The organism is Streptomyces sp. NPDC022552 (genome assembly GCF_055561875.1).
Map to the genome: position 1 here is coordinate 67493 of NZ_JBVHGJ010000009.1, position 19200 is coordinate 86692.

The 19200-nt window shown below is 73.1% G+C and carries 16 protein-coding genes; 10 read left to right on the forward strand and 6 right to left on the reverse strand.

What is annotated here, in order from left to right:
• Positions 1–107: 107 nt before the first annotated feature.
• The 3 genes from ACZ3OF_RS23040 to ACZ3OF_RS23050 all read right to left on the reverse strand — a co-directional run bounded on the left by ACZ3OF_RS23040 (position 108) and on the right by ACZ3OF_RS23050 (position 3130).
• Positions 108–1304 (reverse strand): CaiB/BaiF CoA transferase family protein, encoded by a 1197-nt coding sequence (locus tag ACZ3OF_RS23040; RefSeq protein ID WP_361671227.1) that lies wholly within the window; start codon positions 1302–1304, stop codon positions 108–110.
• Positions 1305–1367: 63 nt separating this feature from the next.
• A complete protein-coding gene (locus ACZ3OF_RS23045; protein WP_467306709.1) occupies positions 1368–2189 on the reverse strand; it encodes an ABC transporter permease in 822 nt (273 codons plus the stop codon).
• A gap of 2 nt (positions 2190–2191) precedes the next feature.
• Entirely contained in the window at positions 2192–3130 is a 939-nt protein-coding gene (locus ACZ3OF_RS23050; protein WP_467306515.1) for an ATP-binding cassette domain-containing protein, read from the reverse strand.
• 62 nt (positions 3131–3192) lie between these two features.
• Between ACZ3OF_RS23050 and ACZ3OF_RS23055 the strand changes: the two genes are divergently transcribed.
• Positions 3193–3909, forward strand: coding sequence for a TetR/AcrR family transcriptional regulator C-terminal domain-containing protein (locus tag ACZ3OF_RS23055; protein WP_361671221.1), 717 nt, complete (start codon positions 3193–3195; stop codon positions 3907–3909).
• Between the two features lie 29 nt (positions 3910–3938).
• Here ACZ3OF_RS23055 and ACZ3OF_RS23060 read toward each other — a convergent pair whose 3' ends face one another.
• From ACZ3OF_RS23060 to hmgA, 3 genes are all read right to left on the reverse strand, one after another.
• On the reverse strand, positions 3939–5153 hold the full coding sequence (locus ACZ3OF_RS23060; RefSeq protein ID WP_467306711.1) for a type ISP restriction/modification enzyme: 1215 nt from the start codon (positions 5151–5153) through the stop codon (positions 3939–3941).
• A gap of 49 nt (positions 5154–5202) precedes the next feature.
• Positions 5203–5952 carry a GntR family transcriptional regulator gene (locus tag ACZ3OF_RS23065; protein WP_361439158.1) on the reverse strand — a complete coding sequence of 250 codons (750 nt, stop codon included), beginning with the start codon at positions 5950–5952 and terminating at the stop codon, positions 5203–5205.
• Between the two features lie 124 nt (positions 5953–6076).
• Positions 6077–7399, reverse strand: a complete 1323-nt coding sequence (hmgA, locus tag ACZ3OF_RS23070) for a homogentisate 1,2-dioxygenase (protein ID WP_467306518.1) — start codon at positions 7397–7399, stop codon at positions 6077–6079.
• Positions 7400–7560: 161 nt separating this feature from the next.
• Between hmgA and ACZ3OF_RS23075 the strand changes: the two genes are divergently transcribed.
• The 9 genes from ACZ3OF_RS23075 to ACZ3OF_RS23115 all read left to right on the forward strand — a co-directional run bounded on the left by ACZ3OF_RS23075 (position 7561) and on the right by ACZ3OF_RS23115 (position 19154).
• Positions 7561–9684, forward strand: a complete 2124-nt coding sequence (locus tag ACZ3OF_RS23075) for a right-handed parallel beta-helix repeat-containing protein (protein WP_467306520.1) — start codon at positions 7561–7563, stop codon at positions 9682–9684.
• A complete protein-coding gene (locus ACZ3OF_RS23080; RefSeq protein WP_467306522.1) occupies positions 9681–10592 on the forward strand; it encodes a hypothetical protein in 912 nt (303 codons plus the stop codon). Before ACZ3OF_RS23075 ends, ACZ3OF_RS23080 begins: the two co-directional genes overlap by 4 nt.
• A complete protein-coding gene (locus ACZ3OF_RS23085; protein WP_361671210.1) occupies positions 10589–11866 on the forward strand; it encodes a hypothetical protein in 1278 nt (425 codons plus the stop codon). The genes ACZ3OF_RS23080 and ACZ3OF_RS23085 overlap by 4 nt, the downstream gene beginning before the upstream one ends.
• 24 nt (positions 11867–11890) lie before the next feature.
• Positions 11891–12661, forward strand: coding sequence for a TetR/AcrR family transcriptional regulator (locus ACZ3OF_RS23090; RefSeq protein WP_467306525.1), 771 nt, complete (start codon positions 11891–11893; stop codon positions 12659–12661).
• 132 nt (positions 12662–12793) lie between these two features.
• Positions 12794–14992, forward strand: a complete 2199-nt coding sequence (locus ACZ3OF_RS23095) for a molybdopterin oxidoreductase family protein (RefSeq protein ID WP_361671205.1) — start codon at positions 12794–12796, stop codon at positions 14990–14992.
• A gap of 157 nt (positions 14993–15149) precedes the next feature.
• Entirely contained in the window at positions 15150–16571 is a 1422-nt protein-coding gene (locus tag ACZ3OF_RS23100; RefSeq protein ID WP_361671426.1) for a CitMHS family transporter, read from the forward strand.
• Between the two features lie 147 nt (positions 16572–16718).
• Positions 16719–17675: a hypothetical protein gene (locus ACZ3OF_RS23105; protein ID WP_467306527.1), complete on the forward strand. Its 957-nt coding sequence runs from the start codon at positions 16719–16721 to the stop codon at positions 17673–17675.
• A complete protein-coding gene (locus ACZ3OF_RS23110; RefSeq protein ID WP_467306529.1) occupies positions 17662–18447 on the forward strand; it encodes a class F sortase in 786 nt (261 codons plus the stop codon). Before ACZ3OF_RS23105 ends, ACZ3OF_RS23110 begins: the two co-directional genes overlap by 14 nt.
• 200 nt (positions 18448–18647) lie before the next feature.
• A complete protein-coding gene (locus ACZ3OF_RS23115; protein ID WP_361671196.1) occupies positions 18648–19154 on the forward strand; it encodes a DUF3574 domain-containing protein in 507 nt (168 codons plus the stop codon).
• Positions 19155–19200: the final 46 nt, after the last annotated feature.

Genomic DNA, 19200 nt, shown 5'->3' on the forward strand with positions numbered 1-19200 from the left:
ACCCAGGGGCACCTCCCAGGCGAAGCTCCGGGGGTTGAACAGCTCTGCGGGAGGGTGAGCACACCCGGACGACGGCTGTTGCCCACCCCTCCCGCCCCGCGGCCCCCCTACGTCACGACACCGTCCTCCCGTAGCGCCGCCAGCTCCGCCGGACCCACCCCGAGCTCACCGAGCACCGCATCCGTGTCCTCCCCCAAAGCCGGGATGCGGCCCATCCGGGCCTCGGGACCGTCCGGGAACGTGACGGGCGGCAGCAGGGCCCGCAGGGGCCCGGCCGCCGAGTCGACCGACCGCCAGCGGTCCCGCGCCGCCAGCTGCGGATGCTCCGCCAGATCCGCCACCGTGTTCAGTCGCGCGCACGCGACCCCGGCCGCGTCCAGCCGCGCCAGGGCCTCCGCCGCCGTCAGCGGCGCCAGCGCCCCCGCCACCACCGCGTCCGTCCGCGCCCGGCCCGCCACCCGGGCCGTGTTCGTCGCGAACGCCGGATCGTCCGCCAGATCCGGCCGTTCCAGGACCTGTTCGGCCAGCCGGCGCCACTCACGGTCGTTCTGGACCGACAGCAGCACCAGGCTCCCGTCGGCCGTCGGATAGGCGTCGTACGGCGCGATGACGGCGTGCGCCAGACCGGTGCGCGCCGGTGCCGTGCCTCCGTGCATCCCGTGGTGCAACGGATGCCCCATCCACTCGGCCAGCGAGTCGAGCAGCGACACCTCCACGGGCCCGCCCCGACCGGTCGTCCCACGCCGCACCAGCGCGGCGAGGACGCCCGCGTACGCGTACATCCCCGCCGCGATGTCGGCCGCCGGGATCCCCGACTTCACCGGCTGCTCCTCGGTCCCGGTCACCGACACCAGGCCCGCCTCGCACTGCACGAGCATGTCGTAGGCCCGCTTGTGCGCGTACGGCCCGCCCGGCCCGTACCCCGAGACGTCCACCGCGATCAGCCGGGGGTGCGTGGCACAGAGAGTGGCCGCGTCCAGGCCGAGCCGCGCCGCCGCCCCCTGCGCCAGGTTCTGTACGAAGACGTCGGCACCGGCGACGAGCCGGCGGACCAGGCCGAGACCTCGCCCGTCCTTGAGGTCGACGGCCACCGATTCCTTGCCGCGGTTGCACCACACGAAGTGCGAGGCGAGCCCGCGCGCCGCCGTGTCGTACCCGCGCGCGAAGTCACCGCCGTCCGGGCGCTCGATCTTGATGACCCGGGCGCCCAGGTCGGCGAGCTGGCGGGTGGCGAAGGGAGCGGCGACGGCCTGCTCGACCGCGACGACCGTGATCCCCTCCAGGGGGAGTGGCTGCATGCTCATCAGCCCTCCCTACCCTCTGGTCACCGCCGTTGTCACCGTCACCCTCGTCACCCGCGGGCCGTGTCACCCCCGGGCGTACCGGCGCACGGCGAGCGGCGCGAAGACCGCGATCAGCGCCACCGACCAGAGCAGCGAGCCGGCCACCGGGTGGGTCACCGGCCAGGCGGCGTCCTCCGGGACGGCCGCGTTGCCGAAGAGCTTCCGTACCGCTGTCGTGACGGCGGAGATCGGGTTCCACTCGGCGATCGTCCGCAGCCAGCCCGCCATGTTCCCGGTCGGGATGTACGCGTTCGAGAGCAGCGGCAGCATGAACGTGGCGCTGCCCAGCTGGCCGGCGGCCTCCTCGCTCCGCGAGGCGAGGCCCAGCAGGATGCCCACCCAGGTCGCCGCGAAGCGGAAGAGCAGCAGCAGCCCGAAGGCGCCCAGTGCCTCCAGGGCGGAGCCCTCGATCCGCCAGCCCATGGCGAGCCCGACCAGGATCATCGGGATCATGCCGACCGCGCTGGTCACCAGATCGGCGAGCGCCTGCCCGAGCGGTACGGCGGCCCGGCTGACCGGCATCGTCCGGAAGCGGTCCATGACGCCCCGGTGGGAGTCCTGGGCGGCCTGGAACATCCCCGTCATGACGCCGCCCGCCGCCGTCGCGACGAGCAGACCGGGCACCAGGTAGGCGCGGTACTCGGAGCCCGGCATGGCGAGCGCGCTGCCGAAGACGTACCCGAAGAAGAGCAGGAAGACGACCGGCATGGTCTGCGTCATGACGACGATCGCCGGGGCGCGGCGGACCTTCCGGAGATGGCGGCCCAGTACCGCCCACCCGTCCCCCACCGCAGCCCTCACGGAGAGCGCTTCGCGCGCGCCTTCCCTTTCGGCGTGGACCAGCATGCTCATGCGACGAGCTCCTTCCGGTCGGTGAGGCGCAGGAACACCTCGTCGAGGGTGGGCGGACGCAGGGACGCGTCGACGATGTGGACCCCGGCCGCGTCGATCTCGCGGACGATCCGGGGGAGCGTGAGCGTGGTGTCCGTGGTCACCGCGCCGACCGTGCGGCGCTCCGCGTCGAGGAGCGGTGCCGAGCCGGTGAGCTGGTCGAGCACGGCCGCCGCCGCGTCGAGCAGTGCGGGGTCGGCGACCACCACCTCCGCCCAACTGCCGATCATCGCCTTGAGTGCGGCGGGGGTGCCGCGGTGCGCGGCCCGGCCCTCGTCGACCAGCACGATGTCGTCGGCGAGCTGATCGGCCTCCTCCAGGTACTGCGTGGTCAGCAGCACCGTCGTGCCCTGGGACGCCAACCCCCGTACGGCGTCCCAGATCCCGTTCCGGCTGTGCGGGTCGAGCCCCGTCGTGGGCTCGTCGAGGAAGAGGACCCGAGGCCTTGCGAGCAGGCTCGCCGCGAGGTCGAGCCGGCGCCGCATCCCGCCCGAGTAGGTGCGGGCGGGCCGGCCGGCGGCCTCCGTGAGGCCGAACTGCTCCAGGAGCTCGTCGGCCCGGGCGCGCGGGGCGCGCAGCAGCTTCGCGAAGAGCCGCAGGTTCTCGGCGCCGGAGAGATCGCCGTCGACCGAGGCGTACTGGCCGGTTACCGCGATGCGCTTCCGCACCCCCGCCGGGTCCCGCACCACGTCGTGGCCCGCCACCCGCGCGCTGCCCGCGTCCGGGGCGACCAGCGTGGTCAGCACGCGGACAGCGGTCGTCTTGCCCGCGCCGTTGGGGCCGAGGACGCCGCAGACCGTGCCCTCGGGGACGGCGAGATCGAGCCCGCGCAGCGCGTGGACGTCGCCGTATCGCTTCGCCAGACCCTCACTAAGTACAGCGTACGTAGTAGTCATGCCTCGACCGTACCCCACTACGTACGCTGTACGTAACTAGGATGGTGGGGAGGTGATGATCAATGGCGGGCCGAGCGGCCGAACCGGAAGTGATCTGGGCGCGCCCCGAACGCGCGGGCCGAGGCCCGAAACCGGCGTACACCAGGGCCGACATCGTGGCCGCCGCGATCCGCATCGCCGATGCGGACGGCATCGACGCGCTCTCCATGCGGCGCATCGCGGCCGACATCGGCTGCGGCACGATGTCGCTCTACAACTACGTGCCGCGCAAGGAGGATCTGTACGAGCTGATGGTCGACGCCGTCAGCGGTGAGTACGACCTCCCCGATCCTCCCAGCGGCGACTGGCGCGCGGACATGCTCCAGGTGGCCCGCGAGGCCCGGGGCATCCTGCGCCGCCACCCCTGGGTGATCCGGCTGATGACGACCGGGTACGCCTTCGGCCCCAACGCGCTGCGCTTCCTCGAAGCGTGCCTGGCCTGCCTGGACGGCCTGGATCTGCCCGGCGGCACCAAGATGGAGCTGATCGCGACGGTCAACGGCACCGTGATGACGATCGTCGCCAACGAACTCGCGATCGCCGAGCGCGCCCGCGGACTGCCCTGGTCCGAGGAGCAGGAGCAGGAGGTGCGCGGCGCCTATCTCATGGAGCGGCTCGCGGGCGGGGCCTACCCCAGACTGGCCGCGGTCGTCGGCGCCGCCGGGGTCGAACGCCTCGACCCCGAGGAGATCTTCGAGCGGACGCTGGGACGGGTCCTCGACTCCTTCGTCCCTGGGTAGACCGGCCCGCGGGGCGACCGGAGACTTCTCTACAGCAGTGCGAACTGGCCCTCCGGGCCCTCCTCCTGATGGTCCAGCACGGAGGCGGGACGGCGGGCCGTGTCCGGCACGGGCAGGACGCCGGCCTCCCGCAGCGCGGCCCGGGGCAGCCACGGCCCCTCGGCGGCGAGCGCGGCGCGTTCCCCGTCCCGCTCGGCGAGCAGCGCGAGGACGGTGATCAGCTCCAGGAGCTCCGACGTCCACTCCTGCGGCCATGCCGCCGGACCGATGGCCTCCAGGCCGCCGGGTTCGGCGGGCGCGGTCCGGTGCGCGAACCACTGCTCCAGCATCCGTACGCCTCCGACCTGGAACTCCCACGCCTCGGCCGGTACGGGCGAGATCCTGCCGTCGTCGAGGGTCAGGGTCTCCTCTCCGTGCTCGTACGCGAGCGTGGTCGGCCGTGCCGGGATCGGCGCGCGCACATAGGGACGCCGGCCGCCGGGCAGCCGGGGCCGCTCGCCGCCGTGGGCGCCCCGCAGCTGGATGTCCGTGAGCCTCCGGCCGAGTTCCACGCCCGTGGACCAGACGTCCGGGCGGGCCGGGAGCGGGACGCGACAGCCGGCGGCGGACGGATGGGCGGCCGCCACGGCCCAGGCCAGGACGTCGTGGGCGGTGACCCGACCCCCGTACCGCTCGCTCAGCAGGGGCAGCAGGCCGGGTGCGAGGTTCGGCTCCTCGCCCCCGGGGCGGCGGAACAGCGGGCGGATCCGGCCAGGGCGCCCGGCCGGAGAGCGGCCGGCGGGCAGCGCCGCCGTCACCAGGAGCGCGGGACCGGCCGCACCCGGCAGGTACCCCTGCTCGACGGCGAAGAGCTGCCGCGCGTCGGCGACTCGCCACAGCTCCGGGCGGGCGGTGTCGATGAGGCGGTGGTCGGGGAGCAGCCACTGCTCGTCGAAGGGGCCGTGGGCCAGCCGTACCGGTTCCGGACACGGCCCGGACTCGCGGGCGAACCGGACGGTGCCGGTCCGCTGCCCGGGCAGCGCGGCCACGGAACTCGACGGTGTACGCGCCCGGCTGGGCCGGAACAGCTCCTCGCGCTCGGGCCCCTCGGCCCCGACCAGCCGGTCCCAGCGCGCCCGCAGCGTACGGACGTCGGGCGCCACGATCCAGGACCGGCCGAGCCGCAACGGCGCGACGGACCACGGCATCAGCTCGTCCAGGAGGGGCGCGTCGTCCAGCGGTACGTCTTCGGTCACGCCCCGGATGCTAGCGAGCGGGCTCGGTGCGCCTCCACCGCTCGTCGGACCCGGTCCTTCAGTGCGCCTCCACCGTCACCGTGAAGGAGAACCGGTCGCCCCGGTACCGGATCCGGGCCACGTCCACCACCCGGCCGTCCTCGTCGTAGGTGACGCCGGTGTAGTGCAGGATCGGCGAGAGCAGCGGCACCTGGAGCAGCGCCGCGGTCTCCGGGTCCGCGAGCCGGGCCTCGACGGTGTCCGTGATCCGGCTGATCCGTACCCCCATCACGTCCCGCAGCACCTTCGTCATCGGCCAGCGCTCCAGGTCGGCCGGGTCGAGACCGGCCGCGACCTCGGGCCGTACCGCGTTCTCCGCCCAGTTGGTGGGCTCGCCGCTCTCCCCGTCGCGCCGCAGCCGCTTGTAGGCGACCACCTCCGTGACATCGGGGAAGTACTCGGCGAGCTCGCCGGGCACGGGCTCGGCGCCGTGCCCGAGGACGGTGGTCCGCTCGCCGGACTGCTGGGCCACGATCGCGTCGATCGAACCGAGCAGCCGGCGCGGGGTGGAGCGCCGGGCGCCGGGCTCGATGAACGTGCCGCGCCGCCGGTGTCTGCTGATCAGGCCCTCCTCCTCCAGCTCCTTGAGGGCCTGCCGCATCGTCAGCACGCTCACGCCGTAGTGGGCGGCGAGCTGCTCCTCGGTGGGCAGCCGCAGCGAGGCGTCGGGCGTGCGGCCCAGTATGGAGGCGCGCAGCGACTGCGAGACCTGATACCAGAGCGGCAGCTTGCGGTTCAGGACCAGTGAGTCGGGAGCGAAGGCGGTCACGGCGTTCTCCGTACGACGACAACGAGACTCGGCGACGACGAGGCTCGGGGACAACGAGGCCCGGGACGTCGAGCCTCGACGGCCACGGGCCTCCGGGGCCGTGAGGCTCGACGGCTACGAGACTCTACGGCCGGAAGTGGCGCTCAAGACCCTGCCATACGTCGTCGTAGCCCTTCTGCAGATGGTCGGCGGACGCGGCCTGCCCGGTGGCCGTGACCGGCCAGCGGGTCTCGAACATGAAGGCGAGCCCGTCGTCGATCTTCTGCGGCTTCAGCTCGGCGGCGCTGGCCTTGTCGAACGTCTCCCGGTCCGGGCCGTGCGCGGACATCATGTTGTGCAGCGAGCCGCCGCCCGGGACGAAGCCCTCGGCCTTCGCGTCGTAGGCGCCCTCGATCAGGCCCATGTACTCGCTCATCACGTTGCGGTGGAAGTACGGCGGCCGGAAGGTGTCCTCGCCGACCAGCCAGCGCGGGGCGAAGACCACGAAGTCGACGCCCGCGAGCCCCGGGGTGTCGGTCGGGGAGGTCAGGACCGTGAAGATCGACGGGTCCGGGTGGTCGTACGAGATCGTCCCGATGACGTTGAAGCGCCGCAGGTCGTAGACGTACGGGGTGTGGTTGCCGTGCCAGGCGACGACATCGAGCGGGGAGTGGCCGTACGTCGCGGACCAGAGGTTGCCGCAGTACTTGTTCACCACCTCGACCGGGGCCTCGACGTCCTCGTAGGCGGCGACGGGGGCGCGGAAGTCGCGGGCGTTGGCGAGGCCGTTGGCGCCGATCGGGCCGAGGTCGGGGAGCTGGAACGGCGCCCCGTAGTTCTCACAGACGTAACCGCGGGCGCTGTCGTCGAGGAGCTCGACGCGGAAGCGGACACCGCGGGGGATCAGCGCGACCTCGCCCGGGTGGGCGGCGAGCAGGCCGAGTTCGGTACGGAGGAGCAGGCCGCCGCGCTCGGGGACGATCAGCAGCTCGCCGTCGGCGTCGCTGAAGACCCGCTCCATGGAGGCGTTGGCGTGGTACAGGTGCACGGCCATGCCGATGCGCTGGGCCGCGTCGCCGTTGCCGCCGAGCGTCCAGAGGCCGGCCAGCCAGTCCGTGCCCGGCGCCGGGTCGGGGAGCGGGTTCCAGCGGAGCCGGTTGGGGTCGGGGACGGTCTCGGTGAACGGCGCGGAGCGGACGGCGCCGTTGTCGATCCGGGTGAACGGGGGGTGTGCGGCCGAGGGGCGGACGCGGTAGAGCCACGAGCGGTGGTTGTGGGCACGCGGCTCGGTGAACGCGCTGCCGCTCAGCTGCTCCGCGTAGAGGCCGAGGGGTGCGCGCTGCGGCGAGTTGCGGCCGTGCGGCAGTGCCCCCGGTACGGCTTCCGAGCTGTGCTCGTTCCCGAAGCCGGTGGAGTACGTGAGTCCGTCGGCCGTCTTTCTCGCCCGCTCGGTGTTCTCCGTGGTCATCGCACGCTCCTGTCCTGAAGCCCAAAACAATCCTATGCATGACCGTAGGATTCCGCGCCCGCTCGCGTCAACGGGGTCTCCGGCGTCCGCCGAGGTCCCCCGTTCGACGCGATGCGTGCACGAGGGGTTCCAAAAGATGAACATTGCTCTACTCTCACGCCATGTCGTGGACCCGCAGGCTCCTTGTCGCGCTCTCGGTCGTTCTCGCGGCGCTCGCCGCCGCCCTCGTCACCGCCCCCGGGGCCCAGGCCCACGAAGAGCGGCCCGTCACCTTCCCCGACGGCTCCGGCAGCGTGCCGAAGCTGCGCACCGGGGAACCCGATCTCCTGGTCTGCAAGACCGACCGGACCGACTTCACCCGCCGCGTCTCGGGCTTCCCGGCGGAGCTGAAGGCCCGGAACCTCGCCCTCTTCGACCGCTGTACGCGGAGCGGGTTCCGCCATCTCCAGCAGGCCGTCGACGCCGTCGACCGGCCGGGCATGACCATCGCCGTCCTGCCCGGTCTCTACGAGGAGGAGCCCTCACAGCCCGCGCCGACCGGCGCCTGCGCCTCGCTGACGGCCCCCAGGTCCGCCCTCGGCTACCAGATCCTGTCGTACGAGCAGCAGAAGCAGTGCCCGCACAACCAGAACCTCGTGGCGATCCTCGGCAAGAAGAACCTCCAGATCGAGGGCACCGGCGCCTCCCGCCTGGACGTCGTCATCGACGCCAGGTACACGAAGCTCAACGCCCTGCGCGCCGACGGGTCCGACGGCGTCTACTTCCGCAACTTCACCGCCCAGCGGACCACCTTCAACTCGCTGTACGTGCTGGCGGCCGACGGCTTCGTCATCGACAACGTGCTCACCCGGTGGAACGACGAGTACGGCTTCCTCACCTTCGCCTCCGACCACGGCCTCTACAAGAACTGCGAGTCGTACGGCAACGGGGACTCCGGCATCTACCCCGGCTCGGCCTCCGACATCAACGACGGCCGCGGCTACGACGTCCCGCGCTACTCCATCGAGATCACCGGCTGCCGCAGCCACCACAACATGGTCGGCTACAGCGGCACGGCCGGCGACTCCGTCCACGTCCACGACAACGAGTTCGACCACAACATGGGCGGCGCCTCCATGGACTCCGCCTTCCCCGGCCACCCCGGGCTCCCGCAGAACCACGCCCGCTTCGAACGGAACCTGATCCACGACAACAACCAGAACTACTACCGGTACGTCGCCGACGGCACCTGCGCCAAGCCGCCCGTCGAGCGCGGCTACGAGCAGGGCGTGGTCTGCCCGCAGATCTCGATGCCACCGGGCACCGGCATCATCACGGCGGGCGGCAACTGGAACCTGTACGAGAACAACTGGGTGTACGGACACCAGCGCGCCGCCTTCTTCCTGAGCGCCGTCCCCGCCTTCATCCGGGGCGAGTCCGCCTGGGGCAAGCAGACCGACACCTCCCACCACAACCGGTACGCCGGCAACCACCTGGGCGTGGACAGGGCGGGCGCCTCCCGGCCCAACCGCACGGACGTGTGGTGGGACGGCCAGGGCGACGGCAACTGCTGGCGCTCCGAGGGCAAGGCGTCCGGTGCGTCGACCCCCGGCTCCCTGCCCGAGTGCGGGAAGCGCTGGGGGGAGGTCTCCGGGAACACCGACCGGCTCGTCGGCGAACCGGCCAAGCTCGCCCACCTCCTGGTGTGCGCCGACTACAACGTCCAGGCGCGGCGGCTGCCGGCGGGCTGCGACTGGTACGGGGCACGGGGGATCCAGCGCGTCGAGACACAGCTCGCCCTGGGGGTCGCGGTCGTGCTCGCCCTCGTCGGCGGTGCGCTGTGGTGGCGCCGGCTCCGCGGCAACCGGGCGGCGGGCGTGGCGACCCTCCTGGGGTTCGCGGGCCTGGTCCTGGACGTGGCCGGTTCCACGCTCGGTCTCGCCTCCGGCCCCCTCCCCGCCGTGGCGCTGCTGCTGATCGGCGTCTGGTGGACGGTGGTGGGCCTCGCCCTGCGCCCGACGCGCCCCGCCTTCGCCTGGACCACCCTCGCCCTGGGGGCCCTGACCCTCCTCGACGCCTTCGACAAGGCCGTCCTGATGATCCCCTGGATCCCTCTCGGCCCCGCCTGGCTGCGCGGACTCCTCGCGGTGGTGTGGGTGCTGTGGGCGGTGGTGGTCGCGGGCCGGCGAACTCCCGGGGGAGCGGGCGACGAGGAACCCGCCCCGGTCCCCGGCCCGCCGCCTGCCGCCGAGGCCGCGCGTGGGGAGCGTGCTGGACGCGAGGCGCGGGACGGGGGTGCGTCATGAGGCGCCCGCTCGCCACGGCCACCGCCCCGGACCGCCGGTCCGCCGCCCCGGACCGCCGGTCCGCCGCCCCGCGCCACCGGTCCGCCGCCTTCGCCGGCGTCGTCCTCGCCGTCGCGCTGGCCGCCGCCGGCTGCGGCGGGCGGGCCACTACCCACCACAAGCCCGGCACCAGCCACCAGGAGGCCACCGCGGGCAGCGGCACGCTGCTCGCGGCGAAGGACGAGGGCGGGCACCGGCTCCGGGAGGTGCCGGCCGAGGGCGCGCCCGCCGTCCGCGTCGTGACACGGCCCGACAGTGAGGGCGGCTGGAACATCCACCTCGCCATGGAGAGGTTCCGCTTCACCCCGGAGAGCGTCGGGGGCGCGGCCATCCCGGGCCGCGGGTACGCCCGGCTCCTCGTCGACGGCAAGGAGACCGGCCGGGCCTACGGCCCCTGGCACCATGTCCCGTCCGGCGCCCGCACCCTGACCGTCCGCCTCCACGCGGACGACCACACCGCCTGGGCGGTCGCGGGCAGACCGGTCGAGGCCACCGTCGCCCTGTCGTCCGCCCTGCCCTCGTCCGCCCCGCCCTCGTCCGCCTCCACGACGGCCGCGCCGCCAGGGACCGCCGCCCCCACGGCCACCGCGCCGACGACAGCCGCGCCCGGCCGGACCGTCGAGATCACCGTCGACGGGTCGTCCGTCCAGCCACCCCCCTCCCGCATCGAGTTGAAGAAGGGCGAACGGCTCACCCTCCGTGTCACCAGCGACCGCGCCGACACCCTCCACGTCCACGGCTACGACCGGGAACTGCCCCTCGCCCCTGGCACACCCGGCTCCCTCACCCTCACCGTCGACCGCACCGGTCTCTTCGAGGTGGAGACCCACGACGCGGGACTCCTCCTGACCCAACTCGTCGTCCGATGACCGCTCCCGCCCCCCTCCTCGCCCACGGCATCGGCTCCCAGCACGACCTCCCGCTCGCGCCGTTCTACGCCTACGCGGGAGCCTTCGCCGCGCTCTTCGTCTCCTTCCTCGCCCTCGGCCTGCTCTGGCCCGACTCCCGTTTCCGCGGCGACCGGGCGGGCCGCCCGCTGCCCGCCGCCGTCCAGCGCCTCGCCGACGCCCCGGCCACCCGCACCGCCCTGCGTGTGGCCGGAGCGGCGGCCGCCCTGACCGTCCTGCTCCACCTCCTCCTCGGGCCCGACGACCCCGACCGCAACCCCGCACCCGGCGCCGTCTACGTCCTGCTGTGGGTGGGGCTCGTCCCCGCCTCCCTCCTCCTCGGCCCCGTCTGGCGCCTCCTCAACCCCCTGCGGACCCTCCACGCCCTGCTCCCGGCCCCCCGCGACCCCCGCCCGCTGCCTCCCGGACTCGGCACCCGGCCCGCCGCCGCCGGACTTCTCCTCTTCGCCTGGCTCGAACTCGTCGCCCCCGACCCCGCCTCCTCCACCACGCTCCTGGTCCTCCTCGCCGCCCTCACCGCTCTCGGCCTCCTCGGCGCCGCCCGCCACGGCCCCGACTGGTTCGCCCACGCCGACCCCTTCGAGGTCTACTCCTCCCTTCTCGCCCGGCTCTCCCCCCTCGGCCGCCGCGCCGACGGCCGGCTCGTCCTGCGCTCACCCTTCGACAGCCTCGACTCCACCCCGCAGACCCCCGGTCTCGTCGCCACCGTGTGCGTCCTGCTCGGCTCCACCGCCTACGACGGCTTCTCGGACAACCCCCGCTGGATCACCACCCTCCAGACCTCCCCCTATGGCCCGACCGTCACCGCCACCCTCGGCCTGCTCGCCGCGGTCGCCCTCGTCGCCTCCCTCTACGGCCTCTGCGCGGGGACCCTGCGCCTGATGTCCCGCGAACTCGCCACGCCTCTCACCTCCTTCGCCCACTCCCTCCTCCCCATCGCCCTCGGCTATCTCGTCGCCCACTACTTCACACTCTTCGTGACCGAAGGGCCACGTACCGTCATGATGGCAGGGGGCACTGACAACGCCCCCGCGCCCGCCCCACCCCTGGCCCCGGGCGCCCTCGCCACCCTCCAGGTCACCGCGATCGTCACCGGCCACGTCCTCGGCGTCGTCGCCGCGCACGACCGCTCCGTGCGCCTCTTCCCGCCCGACCGCGCCGTGGCCGGTCAACTGCCCCTGTTCGCGCTCATGATCGCGTACACCCTCGGAGGGATCGGACTGCTCATCGCCTGACCCGACCAGGAACGGAGCGGCATCATGGACCCCGTGCCCCAGCCCTCACTCCGCCGCACCCCCGTCCAGCAGCGCAGCGCCGAGCGCCTCGCCCGGATCCTCGACGCCTGTGCCGAACTCCTCGACGAGACCGGCTACGAGCAGCTGAGCACCCGTGCCGTCGCCGCTCGCGCGGGCGTTCCCATCGGCTCCGTCTACCGCTTCTTCGGCAACAAGCGCGCGATGGCCGACGCCCTCGCCCATCGCAACCTCGACCGCTACGCCGAGCGGATCGGTGCCCGCCTCGCCGCGGCCGGCCGGGCCGACGCGTTCAGCGCGATCGACAGCGTCCTGGACGAGTACATCGCGATGAAACGCACCGTGCCCGGCTTCGCGCTCGTCGACTTCGGCGTCCCCGCCCCTGCCGTCCCGGCTTCCCCCGTCCCGGCATCCACCGGCCCGGGGTCCATCGGTCCGGTTTCCCTGGCGTCCGAGGCGCCGGCCGCAGGTGCCCCGGGCGGCGAGGCCGTCGACGGAGCGGCGACCGGAACCGAACCCACCCGCGGCGAGCCCGCTCCCACCGCGGCCCCGGCCGAGGACGCCAATCACCTTGTCGCCGACCGCCTCTGCGGCCTTCTCGCCACCCACCTCGACCGCACCGCCGACGACGCCCTGCGCCGCAAGGTCCTGGTCGGGGTCGAGGCCGCCGACGCGCTGCTCCAGCTCGCGTTCCGTACCGCCCCGTCCGGTGACCCCGCGCTCATCGCCGAGACCCGTGCCCTCCTCTACGCCTATCTCGCGCCCTCGCTGAGCTGACCCCGCCCCGCGCGGTGCGCCGAGGCGCCAAGCCCCTCCCCCCTGGGCGACGCCACCCCCTCCCCACCGTGCGTACCGGTCGGTATGCTCGCTGGTGCCCGCGCGTCATCGCCGCCGCCCCAGGGAGTCGCCATGTCCACCGCCCTGCGCATCTGCCCGCTCTGCGAAGCCACCTGCGGGCTGACCCTGACCCTCGACGGCACCCGGATCACCGGCGCCCGCGGAGACCGCGACGACGTCTTCAGCCAGGGCTTCATCTGCCCCAAGGGGGCCTCCTTCGGCGAGGTCGACGCCGACCCCGACCGGCTCACCGGGCCCCTCGTCCGCAAGGACGGCACCCTCCAGGAGGTCACCTGGGAGGAGGCGTTCGACACGATCGCCGCCCGGATCCGGCCGCTGATCGAGACGTACGGGCCGAACGCGGTGGGTCTCGTGCTCGGCAACCCGAACGTGCACACCATGGCCGGAGGCCTCTACCCGCCCCTGCTGATCGGCGCCCTGCGGAGCAGGAACCTCTTCACCGCCTCCACGCTCGACCAGATGCCCAAGCACGTCTCCAGCGGACTGCTCTTCGGTGACCCCTTCGCCATCCCCGTTCCTGACCTGGACCGCACCGACCATCTGCTGATGCTCGGCGCCAACCCCCTGGATTCCAACGGCAGTCTCTGCACCGCCCCCGACTTCCCCGGCAAGCTCAAAGCGCTGCGCAAGCGCGGCGGCACCCTCACCGTCGTCGATCCGCGCCGCACCCGTACCGCCCGGCTCGCCGACCGCCATGTCGCCATCCGTCCCGGCACCGACGCCCTCTTCCTCGCCGCGCTCGTCCACACCCTCTTCGCGGAGGATCTCGCCGACCCCGGCCTCGCGCTCGCCGACCAGGTACAGGGCGTGGACGACGTACGGGAGGCGGTACGGGAGTTCACGCCCGAGGCCGTCGCCGCCGCCTGTGATCTGGACGCGGCCACCGTCCGTACCGTCGCCCGGGAACTCGCCGCCGCGCCCACCGCCGCCGTCTACGGCCGGATGGGCAGCTCCACCGTCGCGTACGGCACCCTCGCCAACTGGCTCGTCGACGTTCTCAACGTCCTCACCGGCAACCTCGACCGCCCCGGCGGCGCGCTCTTCCCGCTCGCCGCGACCGCCCCCGCACCCCGGCCGGCGGGCCCGGGCAGGGGCTTCGCGCTCGGCCGCTGGAGCAGCAGGGTCTCCGGCCACCCCGAGGCCAAGGGAGAGCTCCCGACGGCCGCGCTCGCCGAGGAGATCGAGACGGAGGGGGAGGAACGTATCCGCGCGGTGATCACCGTCGCCGCCAACCCCGTCCTGTCCGCACCCGACGGGCTGCGCCTCGACCGGGCGCTCGGCTCCCTCGACCTCATGGTGGCCGTCGACCCGTACCTCAACGAGACCACCCGCCACGCCGATGTCGTCCTGCCCCCGCCGCCGCCCTCGCGGAGCGCCCACTTCGACTTCTCCTTCAACGGCCTCGCCGTCCGCAACCAGGTCCGCTTCACCCCGGCCGTGGTCCCGCTGGAAGAGGGACGCATGGACGAGTGCGAGATCCACGCGCGGCTGATCCTCGCCGTGAGCGGGATGCACGGCGCCCCGCCCTCGGCCGTCGACGAGCTCGCCATCGACACGACCCTCGCCAAGGCCGTCACGCAGGAGCACTCACCCGTTCACGGCGCCGACCCGAAGGCGGTCGCCGCCCGGCTGACGGGTGCCACCGGGCCCGAGCGGCGCCTCGACCTGATGCTCCGCCTCGGTCCGTACGACCTCACCCTCGACGACCTGCTCCAGGCACCGCACGGCATCGACCTCGGCCCCCTCGAGCCCCGCCTCCCCGGGCTGCTCAGGACCCGCAGCGGACGCGTCGAGCTGCTGCCCGAGCCGATCGCCGCCGACCTGCCCCGGCTGCGCGCCGCCCTTGCCACCGCACCCGGTGGACTCGTCCTCGTCGGCCGCCGTCATCTGCGGTCGAACAACAGCTGGCTGCACAACGCGCCGTCCCTCAACAGCGGTTCGAACCGGTGCACCCTCCAGGTCCACCCCACCGACGCCGACCGGCTCGGGCTCGCCGACGGCAAGCCCGCCCGGATCGCGGCCGAGGGCGGTGCCCTGGAGGTCGAGGTGGAGATCACGGACGCCGTACGGACCGGAGTGGTGAGCCTGCCGCACGGCTGGGGCCACGACCGTCCCGGCACCCGTCTCGCCGTTGCCGAGGCCCGCCCCGGGGTCAATGTGAACCAGCTCCTCGACGGCTCGCGCCTCGACCCGCTCTCGGGCACGGCGGTGCTCAACGGCTTCCCCGTGGAGCTGACGCCCCTGCCGTGACCCGACTGCCACCCCCGCCGTGACCTGGGGTTTTGCTCGTATTGCTCACGCGTCGACGTCTTGTTAACGGCAGAAGGGGGCACCTAACGTCATCCGAACGCCGCACCGGTGGGAGCCGCCCCGGTGGGAGTTCAAAGGTGAACGTGAGGTGTCCTCCATGCTGACCGTCCTCGGCTTCGCCATGATCGCGACCTTCCTGGTCCTGATCATGATGAAGAAGATGTCGCCGATCGCGGCGCTCGTCCTGATCCCCGCGCTGTTCTGCGTCGCCGTCGGACAGGGCGCGCAACTCGGCGACTACGTCATCGACGGTGTGGAGAAGCTCGCCCCCACCGCCGCGATGCTGATGTTCGCCATCGTCTACTTCGGCGTGATGATCGACGTCGGCCTCTTCGACCCGATCGTCCGGAGCATCCTGCGCTTCTGCAAGGCCGACCCGGTGCGGGTGGTGGTCGGTACGGCGGTACTGGCGGCGATCGTCTCGCTCGACGGCGACGGCTCGACCACCTTCATGATCACCGTCTCGGCGATGTACCCGCTCTACAAGCGGCTCGGGATGAGCCTGGTCGTGATGACGGGTGTCGCCGCCACCGCCAACGGCGTCATGAACACCCTGCCCTGGGGCGGCCCCACGGCCCGTGCGGCGACCGCGCTCAAGGTGGACGCGGCCGACATCTTCGTCCCTATGATCCCGGCGCTCGCCATGGGCCTGCTCTTCGTCTTCGCCCTCGCGTACGTCCTCGGCCGCCGCGAGCGCAGGCGCATCGGCTACCTCACCCTGGACGAGGCCCTGGAGCCGCAGACCGAGACCGTCCTGGTCGCCGCGGGCGGCGGCACGAAGGGTGCCGCGGGGGACGGCCACTCCGTCACCGCCACGACCGGCTCCGGCCCCGGCTCCGGTGACGCGGCCGGGCTGCCCGAGGGGGCCCACGAGGGCTTCCAGGGCCTCGACCCGAACCGCCCGACGCTGCGCCCCAGGCTCTACTGGTTCAACGCCGGCCTCACCGTCGCGCTGCTCACCGCGATGATCCTCGAACTGCTGCCGATCCCGGTCCTCTTCCTGCTCGGCGCCGCCCTCGCGCTCACCGTCAACTACCCGAAGATGGCCGACCAGAAGGCCCGGATCGCCGCCCACGCCGACAACGTCCTGAACGTGACCGGCATGGTCTTCGCCGCCGCCGTCTTCACCGGCGTCCTCACCGGTACGGGCATGGTCAAGCACATGGCGGACTGGCTCGTGGGCGCGATCCCCGAGGGCATGGGCCCGCACATGGCGCTGGTCACCGGCCTCCTCAGCCTGCCCCTGACGTACTTCATGTCGAACGACGGCTTCTACTTCGGCGTCCTGCCGGTCCTCGCGGAGGCGGGCGCGGCCCACGGGGTCTCGCCGCTGGAGATCGCCCGTGCCTCGATCGCCGGCCAGGCGCTGCACATGTCGAGCCCGCTGGTTCCGGCCGTGTACGTCCTCGTCGGCATGGCGAAGGTCGAGTTCGGCGACCACACCCGCTTCACCGTGAAGTGGGCGGCGCTCACGTCGCTGGTGGTCCTCGCGGCGGGGATTCTCTTCGGGATCGTCTAGCGCCGGATCAGCGGCCGGGATCGTCGGCCGGGGGAGTGAATACGGAGGGTGTCACCGCTGCGGTGGCACCCTCCGCGGTCATGCCATGACAGATAGTCACATTATCGGCTGATCGTCCGACGTCTTCATGACTGGAGGAACCCCCGCATGACCGCTCTGGCAGTCCGTCCCCTGCTGTCCATCGCCGCCGCGTCGCTCGCCCTCGGCAGCGTCGGTCTGGCAGGTGCACCCGCGGCCTTCGCCGCACCCGGCGACAACGGCGACGTCAAGATCCACCACGCCGGAGGCCGCGGCGAGCCGCGCCGTACGGCCGCGAACGACGAAACCACGCAGCCCAGGGTCTGCACCTTCTATCTCGCCGCGTTCGACTTCGAGGGGTTGCAGCAACTCAGCTGGACCATCTCCCCGCAGCGGCCGGTGGACAGCGTGACCACGAACGGCACGATCACCATCGACTCCACGGGCCGCGGGATCACCCCGGACCTGACGCTCGTCGACGGCGCCTACAGGGTCGAGTGGACCTGGGAGGGACAGACCAGCGCCAGGAAGAGCAGGGACTTCCGGGTCGACTGCGACGACCTCACCAACGCGTCGGCGAACGGCAACAGCGGCAGCAACGGAAGCAGCGCCAACGGCAGCGGCGCCAACACGAACGGCGCCGGCGCGAACAGCTCCAACGCCGGCAGCGCCAACGCCACCAACGGCAGCGGAAACGCCGGCAACGGCAACGGGAGCGCCGCCTCCGGCAACGGCAGCGGTGGAACCGGCAACAGCTGGAGCGGCAGCACCAGCAACGGAAGCGGCGGCACCGGCAACACCTGGAGCGGCAGCGGAGGCAGCGGAGGCAGTGGGGGGAGTGGAGGCAGTGGGGGGAGCGTCGGGAGCAGCGAGAGCGGCAGCAGTGGATGGAACGCGAGCGGCGCCAGGCCCCCGCAGGGTCCGGTCGGCGCGGGTGGTGGCGGCAGTGCCAGCACCTCGACCACCGAGTCCTCCGACGACGGCTCCGTCTTCGGCGTCGCGTCCGCTCTCGCCGCCGGCCTCGCGGGCACGGCGGGTCTGATCCTCGTCCGCCGGGCGCGCCGCCGCACGCATGGCGCGTCGTAGGTTCCGCTCGACGCGCAGGCAGCGGCGCCTCCTCCGGCTCACCCGGACGGTGGTGGTGACCCTGTCCCTGGTCGGCGGTGGCATCTGGTGGGCCCAGGACGACGAACCGTCCGGCCCGCCCGCGGCCGCCGCCGACCGGGCGGCGTCGGAAGAGGCCGCCGCGCACGGGGCACCCGCACAGTCCACCGCCCGGCCCGTCCCCGGCCGGCGGCCCGACGAGAAGCCGAAGGCGCAGTCCCACCCCAAGCCCGGGGCCAAGGTCGCGCCGAAGCCCGCACGGCCGCTCGTGGCGTCCCCTCCGCCCTTGACCCGTTCGCGCGCCACCAGCATCGCCGTTCCGTCGATCACCATCGAGGCTCCGGTCATCGACCTCGGGCTCGACCGGTCGGGGAAGCTCGCCACGCCGCCGATCGAGAACCCGCGGATCGTCGGCTGGTACGCGGGGGGCCCCGCCCCCGGCGAGCGCGGCACGGCGATCGTCGTCGGCCATCGCGACACCCGCACCGGGCCGGCCATCTTCCTCAACCTCGACTCGCTCGACCGGGGCAACACCGTCCGTATCGCCCGGGCCGACGGCAAGGTCGCCGTCTTCACGGTCGACAAGGTCCGCACCTACACCAAGAAGGAGTTCCCCGACCGCGAGGTGTACGGCTCCACGGACCGCCCCGAACTGCGGCTGCTCACCTGCGGCGGTTCCTTCGACCCCAAGAAGGGTTACGAGTCGAACGTCGTCGTCTTCGCCCATCTCACGGATGTCGCCCATGAGTTCTGAGGCGCGCGCCGCCCGTCGTCCCGCGGGCCGCCCGCGCCTCCTCGGCGCGCCCCCGTGCTTCCGGTCGTTGGCCGGGGAGGCGCGGCGGTCGCGGGGCGGGCCAGGCCCGGACGCTAGAACTGGTCCGTCACCGGGGGGTGCCGAGCCGCGCAGGCCGGGCCCGGCACCCGCCCCCGCCACCGAACCGCGAGGACGCTCCCATGACGATCAGCCCGCCGCGCCTCCCCCTGCCCCGCCCCCTGACCCGCGCACTGGCCACACGTACCCGGGTCGCCGTCGCCACCGCCGGACTGCTCGTCGCGGTCGGCGCCCCCGCGTACGCCACACTCGGCGAGAACACGCCCGCGCGGACGGCCGTCACGGCGCAGGCCAGGGGCAAGGCGTACGTCGAGACCCGGCTCTTCTTCGGGACCGAGCGCCCCGACGGCGGTCCGGCCGTCACCGACGAGCAGTTCATGGCCTTCGTCGACCAGAAGGTGACGCCCGGCTTCCCGGCAGGGCTGACTGTCCAGAACGGGCGTGGACAGTGGCGCGACGGCAACGGCACCATCGAGCGGGAGCGTTCGTACGAGCTGATCCTGCTCTACCCGGCGTCGGAGGCGCGGCTTCACGATGCCCGGATCGAGGAGATCAGGGAGGCGTACCGGAAGGCCCACGGGCAGGAGTCCGTGGCCCGGCTCGACGAGCCGACCCTGGCCGACTTCTGAATCCGGCCGCCGGCGGGCGGGTCGGCCCCGGCGCCGTCCGGCGGCT